At 39.9% G+C, this 17,960-nt stretch carries 13 protein-coding genes; 7 read left to right on the top strand and 6 right to left on the bottom strand.

Going from position 1 to position 17,960, the window contains the following annotated elements:
* Positions 1–71 precede the first annotated feature (71 nt).
* Positions 72–1,181 (bottom strand): N-acetylglucosamine-6-phosphate deacetylase, encoded by a 1,110-nt coding sequence (gene nagA / locus FAZ19_RS02080; protein WP_136818940.1) that lies wholly within the window; start codon positions 1,179–1,181, stop codon positions 72–74.
* Between the two features lie 205 nt (positions 1,182–1,386).
* Here nagA and FAZ19_RS02075 point away from each other — a divergent pair, with 205 nt between their 5' ends.
* Entirely contained in the window at positions 1,387–1,773 is a 387-nt protein-coding gene (locus tag FAZ19_RS02075) for a RidA family protein (RefSeq protein ID WP_136818939.1), read from the top strand.
* Positions 1,774–1,895: 122 nt separating this feature from the next.
* On the opposite strand, the gene FAZ19_RS02070 is transcribed toward FAZ19_RS02075, so the two are convergent.
* The 3 genes from FAZ19_RS02070 to FAZ19_RS02060 all read right to left on the bottom strand — a co-directional run bounded on the left by FAZ19_RS02070 (position 1,896) and on the right by FAZ19_RS02060 (position 7,657).
* The gene (locus FAZ19_RS02070) at positions 1,896–2,975 is read right to left on the bottom strand and encodes a phytase (RefSeq protein WP_136818938.1); all 1,080 of its coding nucleotides are present in this window, start codon (positions 2,973–2,975) and stop codon (positions 1,896–1,898) included.
* A 254-nt stretch (positions 2,976–3,229) separates the two neighbouring features.
* A complete protein-coding gene (locus FAZ19_RS02065; protein WP_136818937.1) occupies positions 3,230–6,025 on the bottom strand; it encodes a TonB-dependent receptor in 2,796 nt (931 codons plus the stop codon).
* Positions 6,026–6,169: 144 nt separating this feature from the next.
* Positions 6,170–7,657, bottom strand: coding sequence for an aminotransferase-like domain-containing protein (locus FAZ19_RS02060; protein WP_136818936.1), 1,488 nt, complete (start codon positions 7,655–7,657; stop codon positions 6,170–6,172).
* Between the two features lie 161 nt (positions 7,658–7,818).
* Between FAZ19_RS02060 and FAZ19_RS02055 the strand changes: the two genes are divergently transcribed.
* The 6 genes from FAZ19_RS02055 (at position 7,819) to FAZ19_RS02030 (ending at position 15,457) form a co-directional block, all read left to right on the top strand.
* A complete protein-coding gene (locus FAZ19_RS02055) occupies positions 7,819–9,648 on the top strand; it encodes a TonB-dependent receptor plug domain-containing protein (RefSeq protein WP_169305537.1) in 1,830 nt (609 codons plus the stop codon).
* Positions 9,649–9,744: 96 nt separating this feature from the next.
* The gene (locus tag FAZ19_RS02050; protein ID WP_136818934.1) at positions 9,745–10,143 is read left to right on the top strand and encodes a hypothetical protein; all 399 of its coding nucleotides are present in this window, start codon (positions 9,745–9,747) and stop codon (positions 10,141–10,143) included.
* Between the two features lie 59 nt (positions 10,144–10,202).
* Positions 10,203–12,308 (top strand): ATP-dependent DNA helicase RecG, encoded by a 2,106-nt coding sequence (gene recG, locus FAZ19_RS02045; protein ID WP_136818933.1) that lies wholly within the window; start codon positions 10,203–10,205, stop codon positions 12,306–12,308.
* A 111-nt stretch (positions 12,309–12,419) separates the two neighbouring features.
* Positions 12,420–13,610: a GTPase HflX gene (hflX, locus tag FAZ19_RS02040; RefSeq protein ID WP_136818932.1), complete on the top strand. Its 1,191-nt coding sequence runs from the start codon at positions 12,420–12,422 to the stop codon at positions 13,608–13,610.
* Positions 13,611–13,694: 84 nt separating this feature from the next.
* A complete protein-coding gene (gene lipB / locus FAZ19_RS02035; RefSeq protein ID WP_136818931.1) occupies positions 13,695–14,390 on the top strand; it encodes a lipoyl(octanoyl) transferase LipB in 696 nt (231 codons plus the stop codon).
* An 86-nt stretch (positions 14,391–14,476) separates the two neighbouring features.
* A complete protein-coding gene (locus FAZ19_RS02030; RefSeq protein WP_136818930.1) occupies positions 14,477–15,457 on the top strand; it encodes a hypothetical protein in 981 nt (326 codons plus the stop codon).
* A gap of 47 nt (positions 15,458–15,504) precedes the next feature.
* Here the strand turns inward: FAZ19_RS02030 and FAZ19_RS02025 are convergent, their stop codons facing one another.
* Both FAZ19_RS02025 and FAZ19_RS02020 read right to left on the bottom strand, forming a co-directional pair.
* Entirely contained in the window at positions 15,505–16,293 is a 789-nt protein-coding gene (locus FAZ19_RS02025; RefSeq protein ID WP_136818929.1) for an MBL fold metallo-hydrolase, read from the bottom strand.
* Positions 16,294–16,368: 75 nt separating this feature from the next.
* Positions 16,369–17,796: an L-serine ammonia-lyase gene (locus tag FAZ19_RS02020; RefSeq protein ID WP_136818928.1), complete on the bottom strand. Its 1,428-nt coding sequence runs from the start codon at positions 17,794–17,796 to the stop codon at positions 16,369–16,371.
* Positions 17,797–17,960 lie beyond the last annotated feature (164 nt).

The following is a 17,960-nucleotide window of genomic DNA, read 5'->3' as shown; positions in this document are numbered from 1 at the left end:
TATTGCCATGATTTTTTTACAAAAAAAGGTACGCTAATTTTCAAAATTTGCTAACATCATACGGGAATACTTCATACCTCTTTTCCTTTTAGAAAAACTCGCCTTACTTCAAAATCCTGATCAAATACCAAAACATTGGCTAGTGACCCCTCATTCAGATTGCCTATCAGTGGGTTCTGGATCAATCGTGAGGGATATAAAGTCGCCATCCTCAATGCCTCTTCCAAAGATATGTCTGCATGCTGCACGCAATTTTGAACCGCTTTTAATAATGTCAGCGCAGAGCCAGACAAGGTTCCGTCGGGGAGAACATAGTGATCTTTTTCTAAGATGTGTTGATAAATTCCCTTACGACAAGAGGCTACTGCATCCGTGATGAGAAAAAGGCGATCTCCCAAAAGCTTTTTGCTTAATTTGACCGTCTCATAATCAACGTGGATACCATCCACAATAATAGAGGCGTTCACCCTATCGTGATTAAATACTGCTCCAGGAACTCCTATATCACGATGATGCAAAACGGACATCGCATTCCAAAGATGGGTCACCGCACTTATTCCCTTGTCAAAAGAAGCAAAAGCTTCTTCAAAATTTGCAGCGCTATGCCCTACGCTCACCAATACATTATATTCTTTCAATAAATCTAAACACAGGTCACCCAGTAGCTCGGGAGCTATCGTCATCATCTTGACAACACCATCTGCATCACAAAGTAGATTCTCTATCAAATCTGGAGAAGCAGGAATAACTAACTCTTTAGGATGGGCTCCCCTTTTTAATGGATTCAAAAAAGGTCCTTCTAAATGTATTCCCAATGCAACCTTAGGATTTGATTGCTTAAAAACACCTATAGCCTGCTTAAATACATCTAGCGTATTTGTTGCCAAGGTCAAATAAAAAGAAGTACACCCTTGGGATAAAAGTTGATTTTCTATACTATCTAGTGATTCCAACGTCAACTCGGCAGAAAACAATTGATCTCCTGCCCCGTAGACTTGCAAATCGATCAATCCCGGACAGATATAATCTCCTGCAACATCTAATTGCTCATAATCTTCCGGAATTCGATCTAACGGAACAACACCAACTATATGCGCTCCTTCCAGCAATAAACACTGCTCTTTAACCACATTGTACTCATTATAAATAATCCCGTTGACCAAAGCTATTTTATGATTCATCCTGCAATATAATAAAATGTATCGCAATTATTTGGGCTTTACACGTTGCCGTTGTAACTTAGCCCAATGAATCAAAATCGACAGGCAGGGTATCGAAATTGTCGAAATTTGATGTTCGTGCTATGCGGATAATGAACATTATCATTGTTTTGGCATTCGTACTGGCTATTGTTTATAAAGTATTCTTTTCAAAATAAAATAGATTATGTCACAAAAAGAGATTTTAAATACCGAAAATGCCCCTGCGGCTATTGGCCCTTACAATCAGGCTATCAAGGCCGAAAACACACTTTATGTATCCGGGCAGATCCCACTGATTCCGGAAACCATGGAGTTGATCACATCTGGTGTAGCGGATGAAACCCATCAGGTATTAAAGAATGTAGAAGCTATCCTTAAAAATGCAGGTTATGGATTTGAAGATGTAGTTAAAGCTTCTATCTTTTTAAGCGACATGGGAGATTTCGCTACGGTTAACGAGATATACGCCCAATATTTTAATACTGCACAACCAGCACGCGAATGTGTGGCGGTGAAAACACTTCCTAAAAACGTAAATGTAGAAATATCGGTTATTGCTTGGAAAAAGTAATCATAGAAGGGATATGCAATTGATCCTATCCGCTCTTGCAAAAATCGCGTACACATCCTGAGACATTCGTTTCAAAACAAAGGATGAGGTTATCGTCAATACCTCATCCTACTTTTGTCTTACTATTTCACTGTTGCTTTATCAATACGGTTCTGAATTAAGTTCCAATCATAAAAGTGAAATATCTTACTGTTGCTCATTGCGACCAACATTCCTTTGGGAAACTTAGCGCCTAAATTGACGCTTAAGGCATCGGCGCCATCACATTCGACAGCTGAAACGGGAATATCGGCAAGCATTTCATGAACATTCGGATTTCCTTCTTTTCCCTCACGAGGATAAACCAAAAACGAATTGTTTTGCTGATTGGACACAAGAATATACCCCGTCGAATCAGTAGACTTATAGATAGCAATCCCCTCATGATCGCGCTTTGCATCATCTTGACCAAAAAATGCCAATTCGGTATTGTCTTTTCGCTCTGGGTCGGCGTAATACTTACGTATACCAGCAGTCTCATCAGAATAATAGACATACCCTAGTTCATTATCAACCGCTATAGCTTCGATTTCCTTCTTACCACTATATTCACCAAATTTACGAACTACTTCTCCTTTTACGATACCGTCAGATCCGCCCGACAATTTATATTGCCACAAATAAGAACCATTCGGCCCTGTTTTACGCCCCGCGATCGCATAAATTGTTGAACCGATAGAATCTTTTTTCGTATAGATAGCGACTCCCATACCGTCGCGCATTTCTTCTCCTTCTTCTCCCTGAAAAATCTCAATCCCACCGTTGTCTACAGGAACCAGATCGGGCAAACTATATACTCTTATCTTGTGTGCCTTGCGTTCCGTGGTGATAGCAACATCGATTTTTTTTCCATTAACCTCCAGGCCATATGCCACATCCACATTATTAGGACGCTCTAGGCCAGTAACTTTCTTAACTATTTTACCTTCTAAATCATACAGGTAGAGTCCTCCACCTACTTCCTTATCCGTTCCCACGATCAGGCTTTTAGCAGGATCTTCTGGGTGTATCCATATCGCAGGGTCGTCGGTATCAAACGCTGTTGGTTCGGTAATTACCGTGGGTACCACCGCATCTGCCGCTACGGGGGCAAAGCCACTTGAACATGAAGCCATAAAGGCCAAATAGGCAAATCCTATTAGAATGTTGTTTTTTCTTTTCATAAAATCTGGAAGATTACTATTGACAATTTATTTTCAATTTCATACTATTTAACAATTCACTGTCTGTACCTGTGGCTTTAATCCGTTGCGCCAGTGCTTATAAATCACATCCTCTGCACCCATCCTGTCTGAAAGCTATAGTTCTGCACGAAAAGTAAACAAAAAATTAATGTTTTTGTAATATATAAATATTGTAACCGACAAGTTCCTACAACCCATTTCTGCTGTAGGAACTTGTTGCTAATTTAACGAAACTATAGGTCGAACTTCAATCCTAAATTAAACCTAGCCTGATAATACTCCATCTGCATTGTCCGTGCAGACACACCTTGAAAATAACGAAGTGGCTGATTCGTCAAATTATTTGCTTCGGCAAAAATCCGTAATCGCGGTGTGATCTTGTAAGCTGCATTTGCATCCACGAACAACTGCTTATCGTAATATCTATCTTCAAAAGTCTCACCTCCTAATTCATCAAGGTAAGAGGAAGTATAATTTAAAGAAATTCGAGATGAGAATTTATTGTTTTCCCAGGATAACGAGCCATTGAACATATGAGGAGCTGCACCCGGTAATTTCATTCCTTCACGTTCCTCACCATCTTCATTTGTAATCCCTTTTGCTTTGGAATTCGTATTGGTATAATTTAAATATACACCCAATCCTTTCAAAAAGCGTCCCGGCAAGAAATCAAGTTGTCGTTGAAATGCCAATTCAAAACCATACACATCGACATTGTCTCCATTACGTTGCTGAACGAAAAGATAATTATCGCCTACAGGAATAACATTCTGCTGGCTCGGAAAATCCCTACTAAAATCAGCTGTGGTATACTGATTGTTCCGATAAGTATATATAAAGTCTTGCAGGTTTTTGTAAAAAACTCCACCCGAGAGGATCCCCACTGAACGGAAGTAATGTTCTGCCATCAAATCAAAGTTATATGAAAATGTTGCATTCAAATTAGGATTTCCTGCAAAAACTTCAAGATCCTCACCTCCGATAACGCTTACATAAGGCGCCAACGCATAATAGTTCGGGCGTGCCAATGCCGTTGTAAATGCAGCTCTTAATACCGTTGATTCATTCGCTTTGTATTTGAAAGACACACTTGGAAGCACATTGGTATAATCGTTTTTGTTGTTTACTTCTCCTGCTAGTTCGTCCTCATCTACCACGTAGTTACCGACATAATCTATCTTTGTGTGTTCTACACGCGCTCCTAAAATCGCAGAAAATTTGCTACTAAAATCTTGATCCCAACGCACATAACCGGCAAATATTTTTTCGTTTGCTTGATAATTCTGTGTCAGGTATTCAGTAGGATCGGCTTCTTGCGTAAATAAATCTGTATTAGCGAGATCAAGACCTCCTAAATAATCATTCGTAATAAAATTTCCGGGAATATATTTATCACCTGGTTGGAAACCTGTGCCAGGATAAAATACATTTGGCATATCACCCAATGATCCAAAATCCGCATTAGGTTCATAACTATAAAACATATTATCACGTGACTTGTCTTTAAGGCGCAACCGTAATCCGGTACGCAATCTCCCTTTTTGACCGCTAATTACAGATAGCGGAAAACGTATATTAACCTTCGCGCCGAACTCTGTTTCTTCCGTGAAATCTTCATTTTCAGTAATCGCATCTAGACTATAAGACTGCAAATTTTCTCCCCCTGTTACTAAAGGTTTTCTTTCATCTGAGAAATCTACAGTTAAGGAAACATCTTCTTGTTCATAGCCAATATAACGTTCATTTGGTCTGAACTCACTTGCCGTTGCCAAATTTGCAGACCAATCCAAATCTATTTTTGAACTTAGGATATGCTCTCCTCCTACGCCATAATTTTGTACTTTCTGACGTTCTAACCTCCCTTTTCTATTCGTGTTGTTATCAATCCCTCCCTTTGTCTCACGGCTAATTACGCCGGTATAACCATTGTCGGTAGCTTCAATATCCTTATAAGCAACAGCATATCTATTTTCTCGATCGTCTCTCCAGTTGTACATTCCATTGGCATATAACATATGCTTATCGTTGATTTTATAATCAAAAGCAAGTGCTGTGCTCCTACGGATACGCTGAACATCATATTTACGGATTTGCATTTCCGAAATCTGGGCATCACCATTGTCATCTTGCTTCCACTCGCCTTCGACGTTATCTGACCCAAAACGGTTATTGTTATATGAAGCACTCAATACGACTCCTATTTTATTGTTCGCAAAACGGTTACCATAAACAAGTCCTCCTGTATAATTACCTTTTTCGCGAATCGGACCGTACCCTCCTGCCAAAGTCGCTGAAATACGTTGGCCGTTTGGCGAAGCTCGCGTTATCAAATTAACGGAGCCACCTATTGCATCGGCATCCATATCCGGAGTCAAAGTCTTATTTACCTCTATTGTAGAGATCATATCCGCAGGAATAAGGTCCATTTGCACATTCCGATTATCACCTTCTGCCGAAGGAATACGATCGCCATTTAACGTAACAGAGTTTAAATTGGGCGCCAATCCACGGATGATTATATTACGTGCCTCCCCTTGATCGTTCTGCATTGTGATACCGGGAACACGCTTTAACGCATCACCTATATTAGCGTCTGGAAAACGCCCCACTTGATCGGAAGAAATGACATTTGAAATATTCTGATTGTTCTTTTGTTGGTTAAGTGCGCGTGCTTGCCCCTTCAACATATCACCCATCACAGTTACCTCAGACAACGTACTTGAAGCTGACGTTAACATCAGGTCGGCATAGTTTTTTTGACCCCGCTTTACCGAAATTTTTGATCGTGTAGGTTGATAACCCAAATACACAACGGAGATCGTATAGGTGCCTTCCGGCAAGTCCAAAAATTCGAACGTCCCGTTCTGTCCTGATACCGTATAGCGGTTTCCCTCCGCAATACGGATGGTTGCTCCTGGAAGCGAAAATTTATCTGCCTCATCAATAACTTTACCCGTCAGTACGGTCGTATTCTGACCGTAGACAAAGGTTCCCAGCAAAGTGAATAAAATAATAGATATTAATTTCATGGTCTGTTTTTTCAATTGCGACAAACCTAAGAAGTAGAATTAACCAGCAAGTTAAATTAATATTACTAATATATTAAGTGGTATCAAAAAAGGACATCAGCGCGTTCCTTACTACCATACTCGGATTAATGGATCACGAGCATTTCATATCATTTTGTCATACCTTGACTTGAGAATAGCGACTGATTGCTCCATTTCCGAATCATTTAAATGACCGAATCCCAAGCGCATAGCAGTGACCTTAGCATTTTGATACAATAGTGTTTTAGGAATAAAGAGATCATCATGGATACAACCGTTTGCGAATTTCAACAATGAAAACGGAACACTCCATTCTGTCCAAAGGGCTAGCCCTCCGGTGGGCTTTTTAAAAGATACAACGTCGGGAAGAAAGTGAATTAATAGTTCGCAGAATAAATCGCGTCTTTCACGATAGATCTTAAGCGACTTTTTCAAATGACGATGTATATCTCCTTCTTCTATCATTTCCCCCAAAGCCTGCTCTATAATAATATCTCCTTGCCGATCTATAATGCCCAGATACTTTCTCATCTCACACATTAAATCATGCGGAGCTACCACAAAACCTGTTCTAAATCCAGGAGCCAAGGATTTGCCGAAGGCTCCGATATAGATTACCATCCCCTGTGTATCAGCACTTGCAAGGGGCATCACGGCAGATTGCTCGTATTGAAAATCGTAATCGTAATCATCTTCTATAATCACGAAACCATACTCATTAGCTAATTGTAATAATTCGATTCTACGCTCGGCACTTAAGGTAACCGTAGTCGGATAATGATGATGCGGTGTAATATAGATTAAACGAATGGAGGTTGGATCGAAGTTGTTCCGAATATAATCTACTTGAATACCTTGATCGTCTATCGGGATAGTCAGTATACGGGCACCAGCCTTCTGAAACACCATATTAGCAGAAAAGAAACTCAATTCTCCCACGAGCACTAAATCCCCACTATTGATCAATAATTGGGAAATAATATATAAACTCATTTCAGTGCTGCGTGTAATTAATACATTTTCCTGGGTAATATGCAGTCCTCTCGAGAGATTCAGATATGCGCTTAATTGCGCTTTGAAATACTCGCTCCCCTCTTGATTATACGCTCCTAACTTTCTACGAGTGCTTTTACGCTTCATCGTTGCGCTGTAAATACTGGAGAGATTCTGCATCTGCGTCAGCCGTATATCCGGAATACCATCATTGAAGCCATACCTACATTGCGAATACTCAAAAGGACTGTCAAGAATATTAGATTGATTAAACAGATACCCAACTTTCTCGGGATATTTAGCCAATGAAGTTGGAGTAATCAAAATCTCGGATGGCAACGAACCTCCTGAAGGATTTATTACGAAAGTTCCTTTATTAGGACGAACTTCTACCCAGCCCTGCGCCTCCAATTCAGCATATACCGCCGTCACCGTTTTGCGATGAATCTGCAGTATGTCGCTCAAGCCACGTGTGCCAGGAAGCTTAGAACCGATCAACAAATGGCCTCGCTGAATGGCATTAATGATCTGCTGTGCTACTTGTATATAAATAGGACTCGACGCATCCCTATCTAATTTAATAAAACTTAAAAAAGGCAAACCAACCGGACTACTCATATTATAAAAACTGGCACACTCGAATTAGCCGGAAAGATACGACTTTTGCAAATATTAATTTAATAACACGAAAAAGTTCAACAGAAACAACTTAAAACACAATCATTACGATGCGAACAAGGTTAATACTATTTTGCTCTCTTATCTCTCCTTTGATTTCTATGGGGCAGAAAACTAACAGCGATTCTACAATTTTACAAGAAGTCATCATATCTGAAAACAGGTTACAAACGCCGTTCAACAAAAATGTCCGAAACATCCAAATTATTACGAAACAGGAGATCGAACGGCTTCCTGTAAAATCTATAAATGAAGCTCTTAGTTTTATTGGAGGCGTAGATATAAGACAGCGCGGTCCATTTGGCGCACAGGCTGACATCAGCATAGATGGCGGTTCGTTCGAACAGGTATTAGTATTGCTCAATGGAATAAAAATTTCCGATCCGCAAACAGCTCATCATTCGATGAATATCCCTGTATCCTTAGAAAATATCGAACGCATTGAAATTTTAAAGGGGCCTGCAGCAAGAATATATGGCATCAATGCACTTACGGGCGCCGTAAATATTGTGACGACAAAACCCGAACAGTCCACTATTTCGGCTCATACCTATGCTGGCTCGTCTTTTGAAGGAAAAGAAGAAAATGATGGCGAAGGATTATATTGGGGAGGTGGGTTACAAGTAGGAGGGAATCTTGCCTTTAACACGCATCAGCACATAGTCTCTATTGGCAAAGATAAATATAACGGACAACGTTATAACAGCAGCACAGAAAACACCAAGGTATTCTATCAGGGCAGGATGCAGATTGACGAGCGAAATGCAGTAGACCTTACCGCGGGATATCTTTACAATGAATTTGGAGCGAACGGCTTTTATGCAGCTCCGGGTGATAGGGAATCCTATGAAATCGTAGAAACAAAATTGGTTGGTCTCTCATCAAGTCATCAAATCAGCGACAAGTTTAGTTTACGCCCCCGTCTGAGCTATCGCTACAATGCGGATGATTACCGCTATTTTCGACATGACCTAAACACATCACGGTCTTTACATCACACCGATGTTTTATCAGCGGAAGTAAATTCCACCTGGAATACACTTATTGGCGATGTAGGCTTTGGTCTGGAAAGCCGATCGGAAGAAATTGTCAGTTCAAATATTGGTGACCATCATCGGTATAACCATGGCGTTTATGCGGAATTTAAGACCGAACGCATTAAAAACATGATTTGGAATCTTGGAAGTTATCTAAATTACAACACGCAATACGGGTGGCAGGTATTCCCCGGAGTAGATGTCGGTTACCTCTTCCATCCGGGATGGAAATTGGCTTTCAATATTGGATCGAGTCAACGCATCCCATCCTTTACCGATCTGTATCTTGACCAACGCTCGGCAACAGGTGGAAACATCGGAAATCCCAATCTGGAATCGGAAAATGCCTGGCAATATGAATTTGCCGTGCATTATAAAAAATCTAATTTTGAATTGCAAACGGGATATTTTTACAGAGATATTTCTAGCTTTATAGATCGAATAAGAGAATCTACAGCTGAGCCTTACCAACCGTTCAACTTCGGAAATAATAAAATGCAGGGATTTAATTTTAGGGCCAGTCAAGCGGTACCGATTCATGCCAGATCCCGATTTCAATACGCCTTAAGCTATAATTATTTGACTCCGGTTAGTACGGTGAGATCTGAAGGAATGGATTCAAAATACGGTATCGAAAGCCTTAAGCATCAATTGCTACTCAGAACCTCATATATCCAAGATCAGCTACACTTAAGTTTCAATAATAGACTGTTGAAAAGAGAACTAAAAGCTGCCTATTTAATATCAGATCTACGAATTGGATATGATTTACCTAACCTCACGTTCTATACTGACATCACCAACCTGTTCAACCAGTATTACATCGAATCAGCAGCGGTGCCGATGCCCAAAAGATGGTTTGCACTAGGCGCAAAATATAGGCTGGCTTTATAGAAACAAAAGGTAAAAAGCAAACAAACGACTTCAAACAACTGTACTGTAGCATAGTCAAGATTATCTTCGTTATTTTTGTATATAAATCCAGAAGATATGAAAAGTATATTGTTTGTCGTCGTATTCACGCTCACCAGCCTCACTGCCTGTGAAAAGAGTAGTTCTCAAATCCAAAATGCCGACGAAAAAAATCTAACAGCACTTCGATCTAAAATATCAGCTATTGTTGATACGGCAAGCTGCATCCATTCAGAGAACTGGAATTTTACGCCTATTGGAAGTAAAGCTTGCGGGGGTCCAAAAGGCTATATTGCTTACCCCAATACCATAGACACCGACGCTTTTTTAAAGCTTGTTCAAGAATATAATAAAGCTGAACAGGATTACAACAGGAAATATGACATTGCTTCAGACTGCATGTACGTCATGCCTCCTAAAGAAGTAACCTGCGAAAATGGTAAACCGGTATTAGCTTACGAAGGTGGACAAATGTAAATCTGGAAATTTTATACGGTATCTGTAATACAAAATACGTAATTTAGCCATTCATTGGCATGGCTGATTTAAGTTTAATTACCCCCATAGAATATCTCAAAGGTGTAGGCCCCCAAAAGGCAGATGTGCTCAAAAAAGAGCTACAGATATTCACTATTGGCGATTTATTACAAAATTATCCTTTCCGTTATATTGACCGGACAAAATTTTATAAAGTACAACAACTTCATCCCGACTTAGTGGGAGCACAGGTCTTGGGGAGATTAATCAATCTCCAAGAGCTGGGTGAAAAGCGATCACGTAGGTTAGTTGGTCAACTTAGGGATGATACCGGTATGATCGAATTGGTTTGGTTTCAAAGTATTACTTGGTTAAAGAAAAATTTAAAAATTGGTTCTGTGTATATTGTCTATGGCAAGCCAACGGAATTTAATGGACAGCTATCCATTACACATCCCGAAATGGATCTTTACAATTCCCACGAGAAGAAAGTAGGCAATATGAGTATGCAACCCGTGTACTCTTCTACTGAAAAACTTAAGAAATTCAACCTTGACACGAAGGGGATTCAACGCTTGCAACAAACGGCTCTAGAAACAGTTTTCCGCACACTTCAGGAAAGTATACCGAATTATATATTAGAACGCCATCGGCTTCTTCCCTATCCACAAGCACTGGTGGCTATCCATTTTCCACAGCAGGTAAATGAATTAAATGCAGCGATCCAAAGACTTAAGTTTGAAGAACTATTTTTTATTCAGCTACGGTTGTTACGCAACAAACAACTCAACACGCAGAGATATAAAGGGCATCGGTTTGATCAAGTGGGAGATAAATTCAATACCTTTTTTGCTGAAAGATTACCTTTCCCACTCACGAATGCCCAAAAACGCGTTGTAAAAGAGATCCGACTGGACACCAATACTGGCGCACAGATGAATAGATTAGTACAAGGTGATGTTGGCTCGGGTAAAACGATTGTTGCCTTAATGTCAATGTTGCTCGCTGTAGACAATGGCTACCAAGCTTGCATGATGGCTCCCACTGAAATACTGGCAATCCAACATTATAAAGGACTTAAAGAGCTTCTGGGGGAAGACATTTGCACAATCAAACTATTAACAGGATCTACCTCTGTCAAAGAGCGTCGTATATTACATCAAGAATTGGAGGAGGGTACGCTGGACATCCTCATTGGAACACATGCACTGATAGAGGACAAGGTAAAATTTAAAAATATAGGTTTTGTTGTGATCGATGAACAACATCGATTTGGCGTAGAACAGCGCGCCAAACTTTGGCGAAAAAACAGCATTCCACCCCATATGCTTGTGATGACCGCAACGCCAATTCCTCGCACATTGGCAATGACATTATACGGAGATCTGGATATTTCCATTATCGACGAACTACCAGCAGGACGAAAGCCAATAAAAACGGTTCATTTTTTTGAAAGTTCTCGTTTGCGCATGTTTGGTTTCATGCGCGATGAAATCGCTAAAGGAAGGCAAGTTTATATCGTGTTTCCATTAATCAAAGAGAGCGAAAAACTAGACCTGTTGTACTTGGAAGCCGGGCTAGAAAACCTACAACGCGAATTTCCGTTGCCCCAATACAAAATCAGCATTGTACATGGGAAGATGCCTGTAAAAGACAAGGATTTCGAAATGCAACGATTTGTTAAAGGCGAAACCCAAATTATGGTTGCCACAACAGTAATAGAGGTAGGTGTCAATGTCCCAAATGCATCAGTCATGGTTATTGAAAATGCCGAACGATTCGGGCTTTCACAATTACACCAGCTAAGGGGTCGTGTAGGTCGAGGTGCAGAGCAGTCGTATTGCATCCTTATGTCGGGAAATAAATTGAGCAAAGATGGCCGTCAACGCTTAGAGACAATGGTACGTACCAATGATGGGTTCGAAATCGCGGAAGTCGATCTTCAACTGCGTGGACCCGGGGATATTTCTGGCACACAGCAATCCGGTGTGCTTGAAATGAAAATTGCAAACCTAGCCAGTGATCAGGCAATCTTAGCGGAAGCCCGTGAAACGGTAATTGAAATCTTTAAAGAAGATCCATCCCTCTCTTCCGAAAAAAATAGATTACTCGCTAATTACCTCAATCAACGATCCCCTCTTTTCAATTGGGATAAAATTTCTTAAAAAACAATTACCTTTGTAATATTGTTAGTTAAAGAGAATTTAATCTATCATTTCTTTAGTGCAATATACGGAGCTTGAACTTTCTCAAGTTTCCAATCTCAATAATGCTAAATGGCAAAAACAAAAATATACGATACCGCAGTAAAACCTGAAACGGCAGTTTTGGTTTCTGTTATAACACCTCATGTATCCGATGATACTGCAAAGGACTATTTAAAGGAGTTGGCTTTTTTAGTAGAAACGGCCGGAGGCGAAACAAAGGGTATTTTCACACAAAAGCTAGCTTATCCTGATCGCGCCACCTTTGTTGGCAGCGGAAAATTGGAGGAGATTAAAAACTTTATCGATGCAGAAGAGATAGACATGGTCGTATTTGACGATGAATTGTCTCCATCGCAATTACGTAATATTGAGAAATTTTTTGAGGTCAAAGTTCTTGATCGCTCAAACCTGATTCTCGATATTTTTGCAAAACATGCCCAGACTGCTCAGGCAAAAACACAAGTAGAGCTGGCGCAACTACAATACTTGTTACCGCGTTTGACAAGACTCTGGACTCACTTAGAACGCCAACGAGGAGGTATAGGTATGCGCGGCCCTGGTGAAAGCCAGATTGAAAGTGATAGACGATTGATCTTAAATAAGATTTCCTTGTTTAAGGAAAGGCTCAAACAAATCGACAGACAAAATGAAACCCAACGTAAAAATCGGGGTGAAATGATTCGAGTCGCATTGGTAGGATACACAAATGTAGGAAAATCGACTATCATGAACATGGTTTCAAAATCGGATGTTTTGATTGAAAATAAGCTATTTGCAACACTTGACACCACGGTCCGCAAAGTCGTGATTGACAATCTACCTTTTCTCCTGTCTGATACAGTCGGTTTTATCCGAAAATTACCTCATCACCTTGTGGAATGTTTCAAATCTACTTTGGATGAAGTACGCGAAGCGGATATCCTAATCCACGTAGCGGATATCTCGCATCCTAATTTTGAAGACCACATCCACGCAGTCAATGAGACATTAAAAGACCTAGAGGCATTAGACAAACCAATAATCACTGTATTTAATAAAATTGATGCATACAAACCTCCCGTTGAGATCGATGAAGAAGGAGAAGAAATAAAGGTTATGTTAGAAGATTTTAAAAATTCATGGATGGCAAAGAATTCGGATCCTGCTATATTTATTTCGGCCACAGACAAGACAAATATCGAAGAACTAAAAACAAAACTATACGATATTATCGTAAAAATGCATAATGAACGTTATCCATATAACAATTTGTTGTTTTAGTACAACTAATTAGCAACTGAAATAAACGACTTCTAAGAAGCAGTTGTTAATATTATTTCAAAAATTAAAGGTACTATAGCTAGAATGAACAAAAAAGTACGGTTTATTGATTGGGGGTTGGTAGATTACCAAGAAGGGTGGAACCAACAAGAGGTTATATTTGCAAAGTCGCTTGCTATAAAACACGACAATAGAATAAACAACACGCAGATCCCTACCCCTAATTATTTAATTTTCACAGAGCATCCTCATGTATATACATTAGGTAAGTCTGGGAATCCTGAAAATTTACTGCTAGATGAAACAGGCTTAGCAGAGAAACACGCTACCTATTATAAAATAAATCGCGGGGGCGACATCACTTACCATGGTCCGGGGCAAATTGTAGGATATCCCATATTGGATTTGGATAATTTCTTTACGGATATACATTTATATCTTCGTACGCTTGAAGAGGCTATTATTTTGACGCTGGCTGATCACGGGATCGAGGCTGCTCGTTATCCGGGATACACAGGCGTATGGCTTGACCCTGAAAATGAGAAAGCCCGTAAAATCTGTGCGATGGGTGTACGCGCGTCCAGATGGGTCACTATGCATGGATTTGCTTTTAACGTGAATACGGATTTGGATTATTTTGGAAATATCGTACCATGTGGAATAGACGATAAGCAGGTAACCTCAATGGAACGGGAATTAGGATATAAACTGGATATGGATAAAGTAAAAGAAACATTAAAAGGACATATAGCCTCCTTATTCGAAATGGAATTGGCCTAGTTCTTTTTTTTTTACAAAAAGGGGTAACAAACATTAGATTGTGATGATACATAATAAACAATTTGTAAACATTAAAATTGATTATCATGAAAACATTATCTACAATCAAATTATTGGCAGTTGCAAGTTTGCTATTCATCAATATTTCTTGCAAGAAAGAACAAGAAACCATGCGATTCGCTATTCCTAATGCGGCTAATTTTCAAAGTCTACGAAACAAAGCACTGCATGATCTCACACAAAACAAGACCTTTAACTCGGAAGATGGTATCGTATTTACATCTGTTAAAGGAACAAAAGTAACTATCCCTGCTGGCTGCCTAGAAGATTTAGATGGCAACCCGGTCAGTGGAGAGGTACAACTTTCTTTCGTCGAAATCTACGACAAAGGAAATATGGTTGTCACCAATAAGCCGGTAATGGGGCGGAATCAAGATGGGGATTTATTACCTTTAGTAACAGGGGGAGAGTTTGATATCCAAATCACCCAAGGCACTAAAATATTAAAGTCTCCATGTAGTTATAGCGTGGTAGTTCCTGCAAATTTAACTGGAGACCTAGATTATGGGATGGTCTTGTGGCAAGGTAATATCAATGCAGATGGAAACCTGGAATGGGACACAGCAGATAAAGAAGCTGGTCAGGAACGAGGACTAAGAGCTGATGAAAAAACAAACTCATACAACATTTGGAATGGACAATTTGGCTGGACTAACGTAGATCGCTTTTACAGTCATACCGGGCCAAAGACGCAAATTAAAGTCGCCGTACCCAACGTTTATAATAATGAAAATTCTGCCGTATATCTTGCGTATGAAGACCAACCAAATTTGCTTGCTCAATTGGACACCTACAATGAGGCAGAGAACTTCTTTTCTGAACACTATGGTTTCGTTCCTGTTGGTATCAAACTACATGTGATTTTCACATCTGAAAGCAACGGCTCTATTGTTTATGCTATCAGAGAAGTAACAATTGCTGATGGCTCGGTAGTCAATATTAGTGAAAGTGATCTTAACACAACATCACAATCTCAACTAATCACATTGATTAATGCGCTAAATTAAATTTAGAACAGACTAGCCATGCACAAGAATGGCTAGTCTGTTCTAAATTATGCTCCCTTCTTCTGAAGTTGCAAGATATCATCTACATCAAACATATCCGTCTCCTGATACCGTGTTGCAATGGAGAATTTGATACTTTCACAATGTGGCAGAAAGGTTTGCTCAACAAGCTCTACGGTATTATTCTGTTCTGAAAGATGTCCTAAAATAAGATGCTTCAGGCGAGACGAGCGATGTTGTAAAAAAAGTTCTAATGACGTTTTATTTGAAATATGTCCCCATCCGTTACGGATACGATTTTTAAGATAATAAGAATAACGTCCTCCCTCCAGCAGATCTTCATCGTAGTTACTTTCCAATAATAACACGTCGGAATGCTGAATAACATGCTTTACGTTATTACAGGCTCGACCTAAATCTGTCATAATACTCACATTCGTAGACCCGTCCGTTACGACAAAGCTACAAGGTTCTTTGGCGTCATGAAACTTTGGGATTCCCAACACGTAGATTTCCCCAATCTTAGTTCGTCCATTCGCAGGAATAATATGCACTAAATGAGACGGCAGATGAAGTCGCGATCCATGCGAAGTACCGGCCGTCCAATACACCGGAATCTGATAACGCTTGCAAAAAACAGATAAGCCCCTTATGTGGTCCGAATGTTCGTGTGTAATAAAAATGGCTTTAATACGTGAGGGATCTATTCCCAAGTTAGCCATTCTCAACTCAACATGTTTGGTATTAATGCCTACATCAATCAATATAGCGTCTTCTCCTTTTGCTATATAATAGCAATTTCCATTACTTCCAGAAGCGATTGCACAATATTTCATATGTAACTAATTATCCGTTTTACCTATTTCAAAGGTATTATTCATCTGTATTTGTTGTTAAAAAGCAAACACATATTAACATTCTGGCAGACTCAACGGAACCTTAATCGCCAATCCACCGTCGGCCGTTTCTTTATACTTTACATTCATATCCTGCGCGGTATCCCACATCGTGCTTACAACTGCATCTAAACTTACTTTTGCCTTATCCGGATTGGACTGTAATGCCAACTGAGCTGCTGTAATCGCTTTTATAGCCCCCATCGTATTACGTTCGATACACGGAATTTGTACTAGACCACCGATGGGATCACACGTTAACCCCAGATGGTGCTCCATCGCAATTTCTGCTGCCATCAAGACTTGTCGTTGAGACCCCCCCAAACATTCTGTCAGAGCACCTGCAGCCATAGCAGAAGAAACACCAATCTCAGCTTGGCAGCCCCCCATCGCTGCGGATATCGTAGCTCCTTTCTTGAAAATCGATCCTATCTCCGAAGCTGTAGCGATAAACTGTATAATTTTGTTCTCACTATACGCGTCGTAAAATGTAATATAATATTGTAATACGGCCGGGATTACACCAGCAGCTCCATTAGTTGGTGCGGTGACAACTCTTCCAAAAGAAGCGTTCTCTTCATTTACCGCCAGCGCAAAACAACTGACACAATCTAATATATAGCCAAAATCCTTACCTCCTTCGCGAATGGCCTTAATCCAGGTATCGTAACTGTCGTAGGGTCTATCTTTTGTAAGACGCTTGCTCAATTTAGCTGCACGACGTTCAACGTTCAGACCGCCCGGCAGGATTCCCGAACTATGACATCCTTTATAAGTACAATCTTTTATTGTATTGAAAATCTGCAGAACACCTGTTCTTGTATCCTCCTCGGACCTCCATGCTAATTCATTTTCGAGAACCAGTTCTGATATTTTCAATCCGGTCTTCATACACCATACCATCAGCTCTTGGGCCGTGTCTACAGGAAAAGGTAAATCTATCTCCGATAAAAACCCTTGGGAATCGTTTTCTTGTATCACAAATCCTCCTCCTATGGAATAGTAGGTTTCAGAAATCGCTTTACCGTCTTTCAAAAATGCCTGGAATGTTAGTGCATTGGGGTGAAACGGCAGACTTTCATGATATAAAAACAGGAGGTTTTCGACATACGAGAAATTAATTTGATGCTCCTTACCCAATAACAATTTCTTATTGGCTTTGATTTGATCAATTTTGGGCATCACCTGAGATACATCAAAAGTAACCGGATCGTCGCCACTAAGACCTAGTAACACGGCTATGTCGGTACCGTGACCGACACCGGTTTTTGCTAAGGAGCCATATAATAAAACGTTGACTTGCTCTACGTTCTCCAATAGATCTCTGTCTTCCAAAACTGCTATAAATCGCTGCGCCGCCCGCCAAGGTCCTAACGTATGTGAACTCGATGGTCCGATGCCGATCTTAAACATATCAAATATGGAAATTTGTTCTTTAACCATTCTCGTATTTAAGTTTCACAAATCTATAGAGAATAAACCAAACAAATAATTGTTCTTGAAAAAACCTTCATAATTTGTGATAACACGTATAGATATGACTAATTTTGAATGTTTTTAATGTCCATCAAGAGCAAACATTGCTCATAAAAAAAGTCAGCTACTCG

The organism is Sphingobacterium alkalisoli, from assembly GCF_005049105.1.
GTDB lineage: Bacteria > Bacteroidota > Bacteroidia > Sphingobacteriales > Sphingobacteriaceae > Sphingobacterium > Sphingobacterium alkalisoli.
This window is presented reverse-complemented; position numbering and strand designations above follow the sequence as displayed.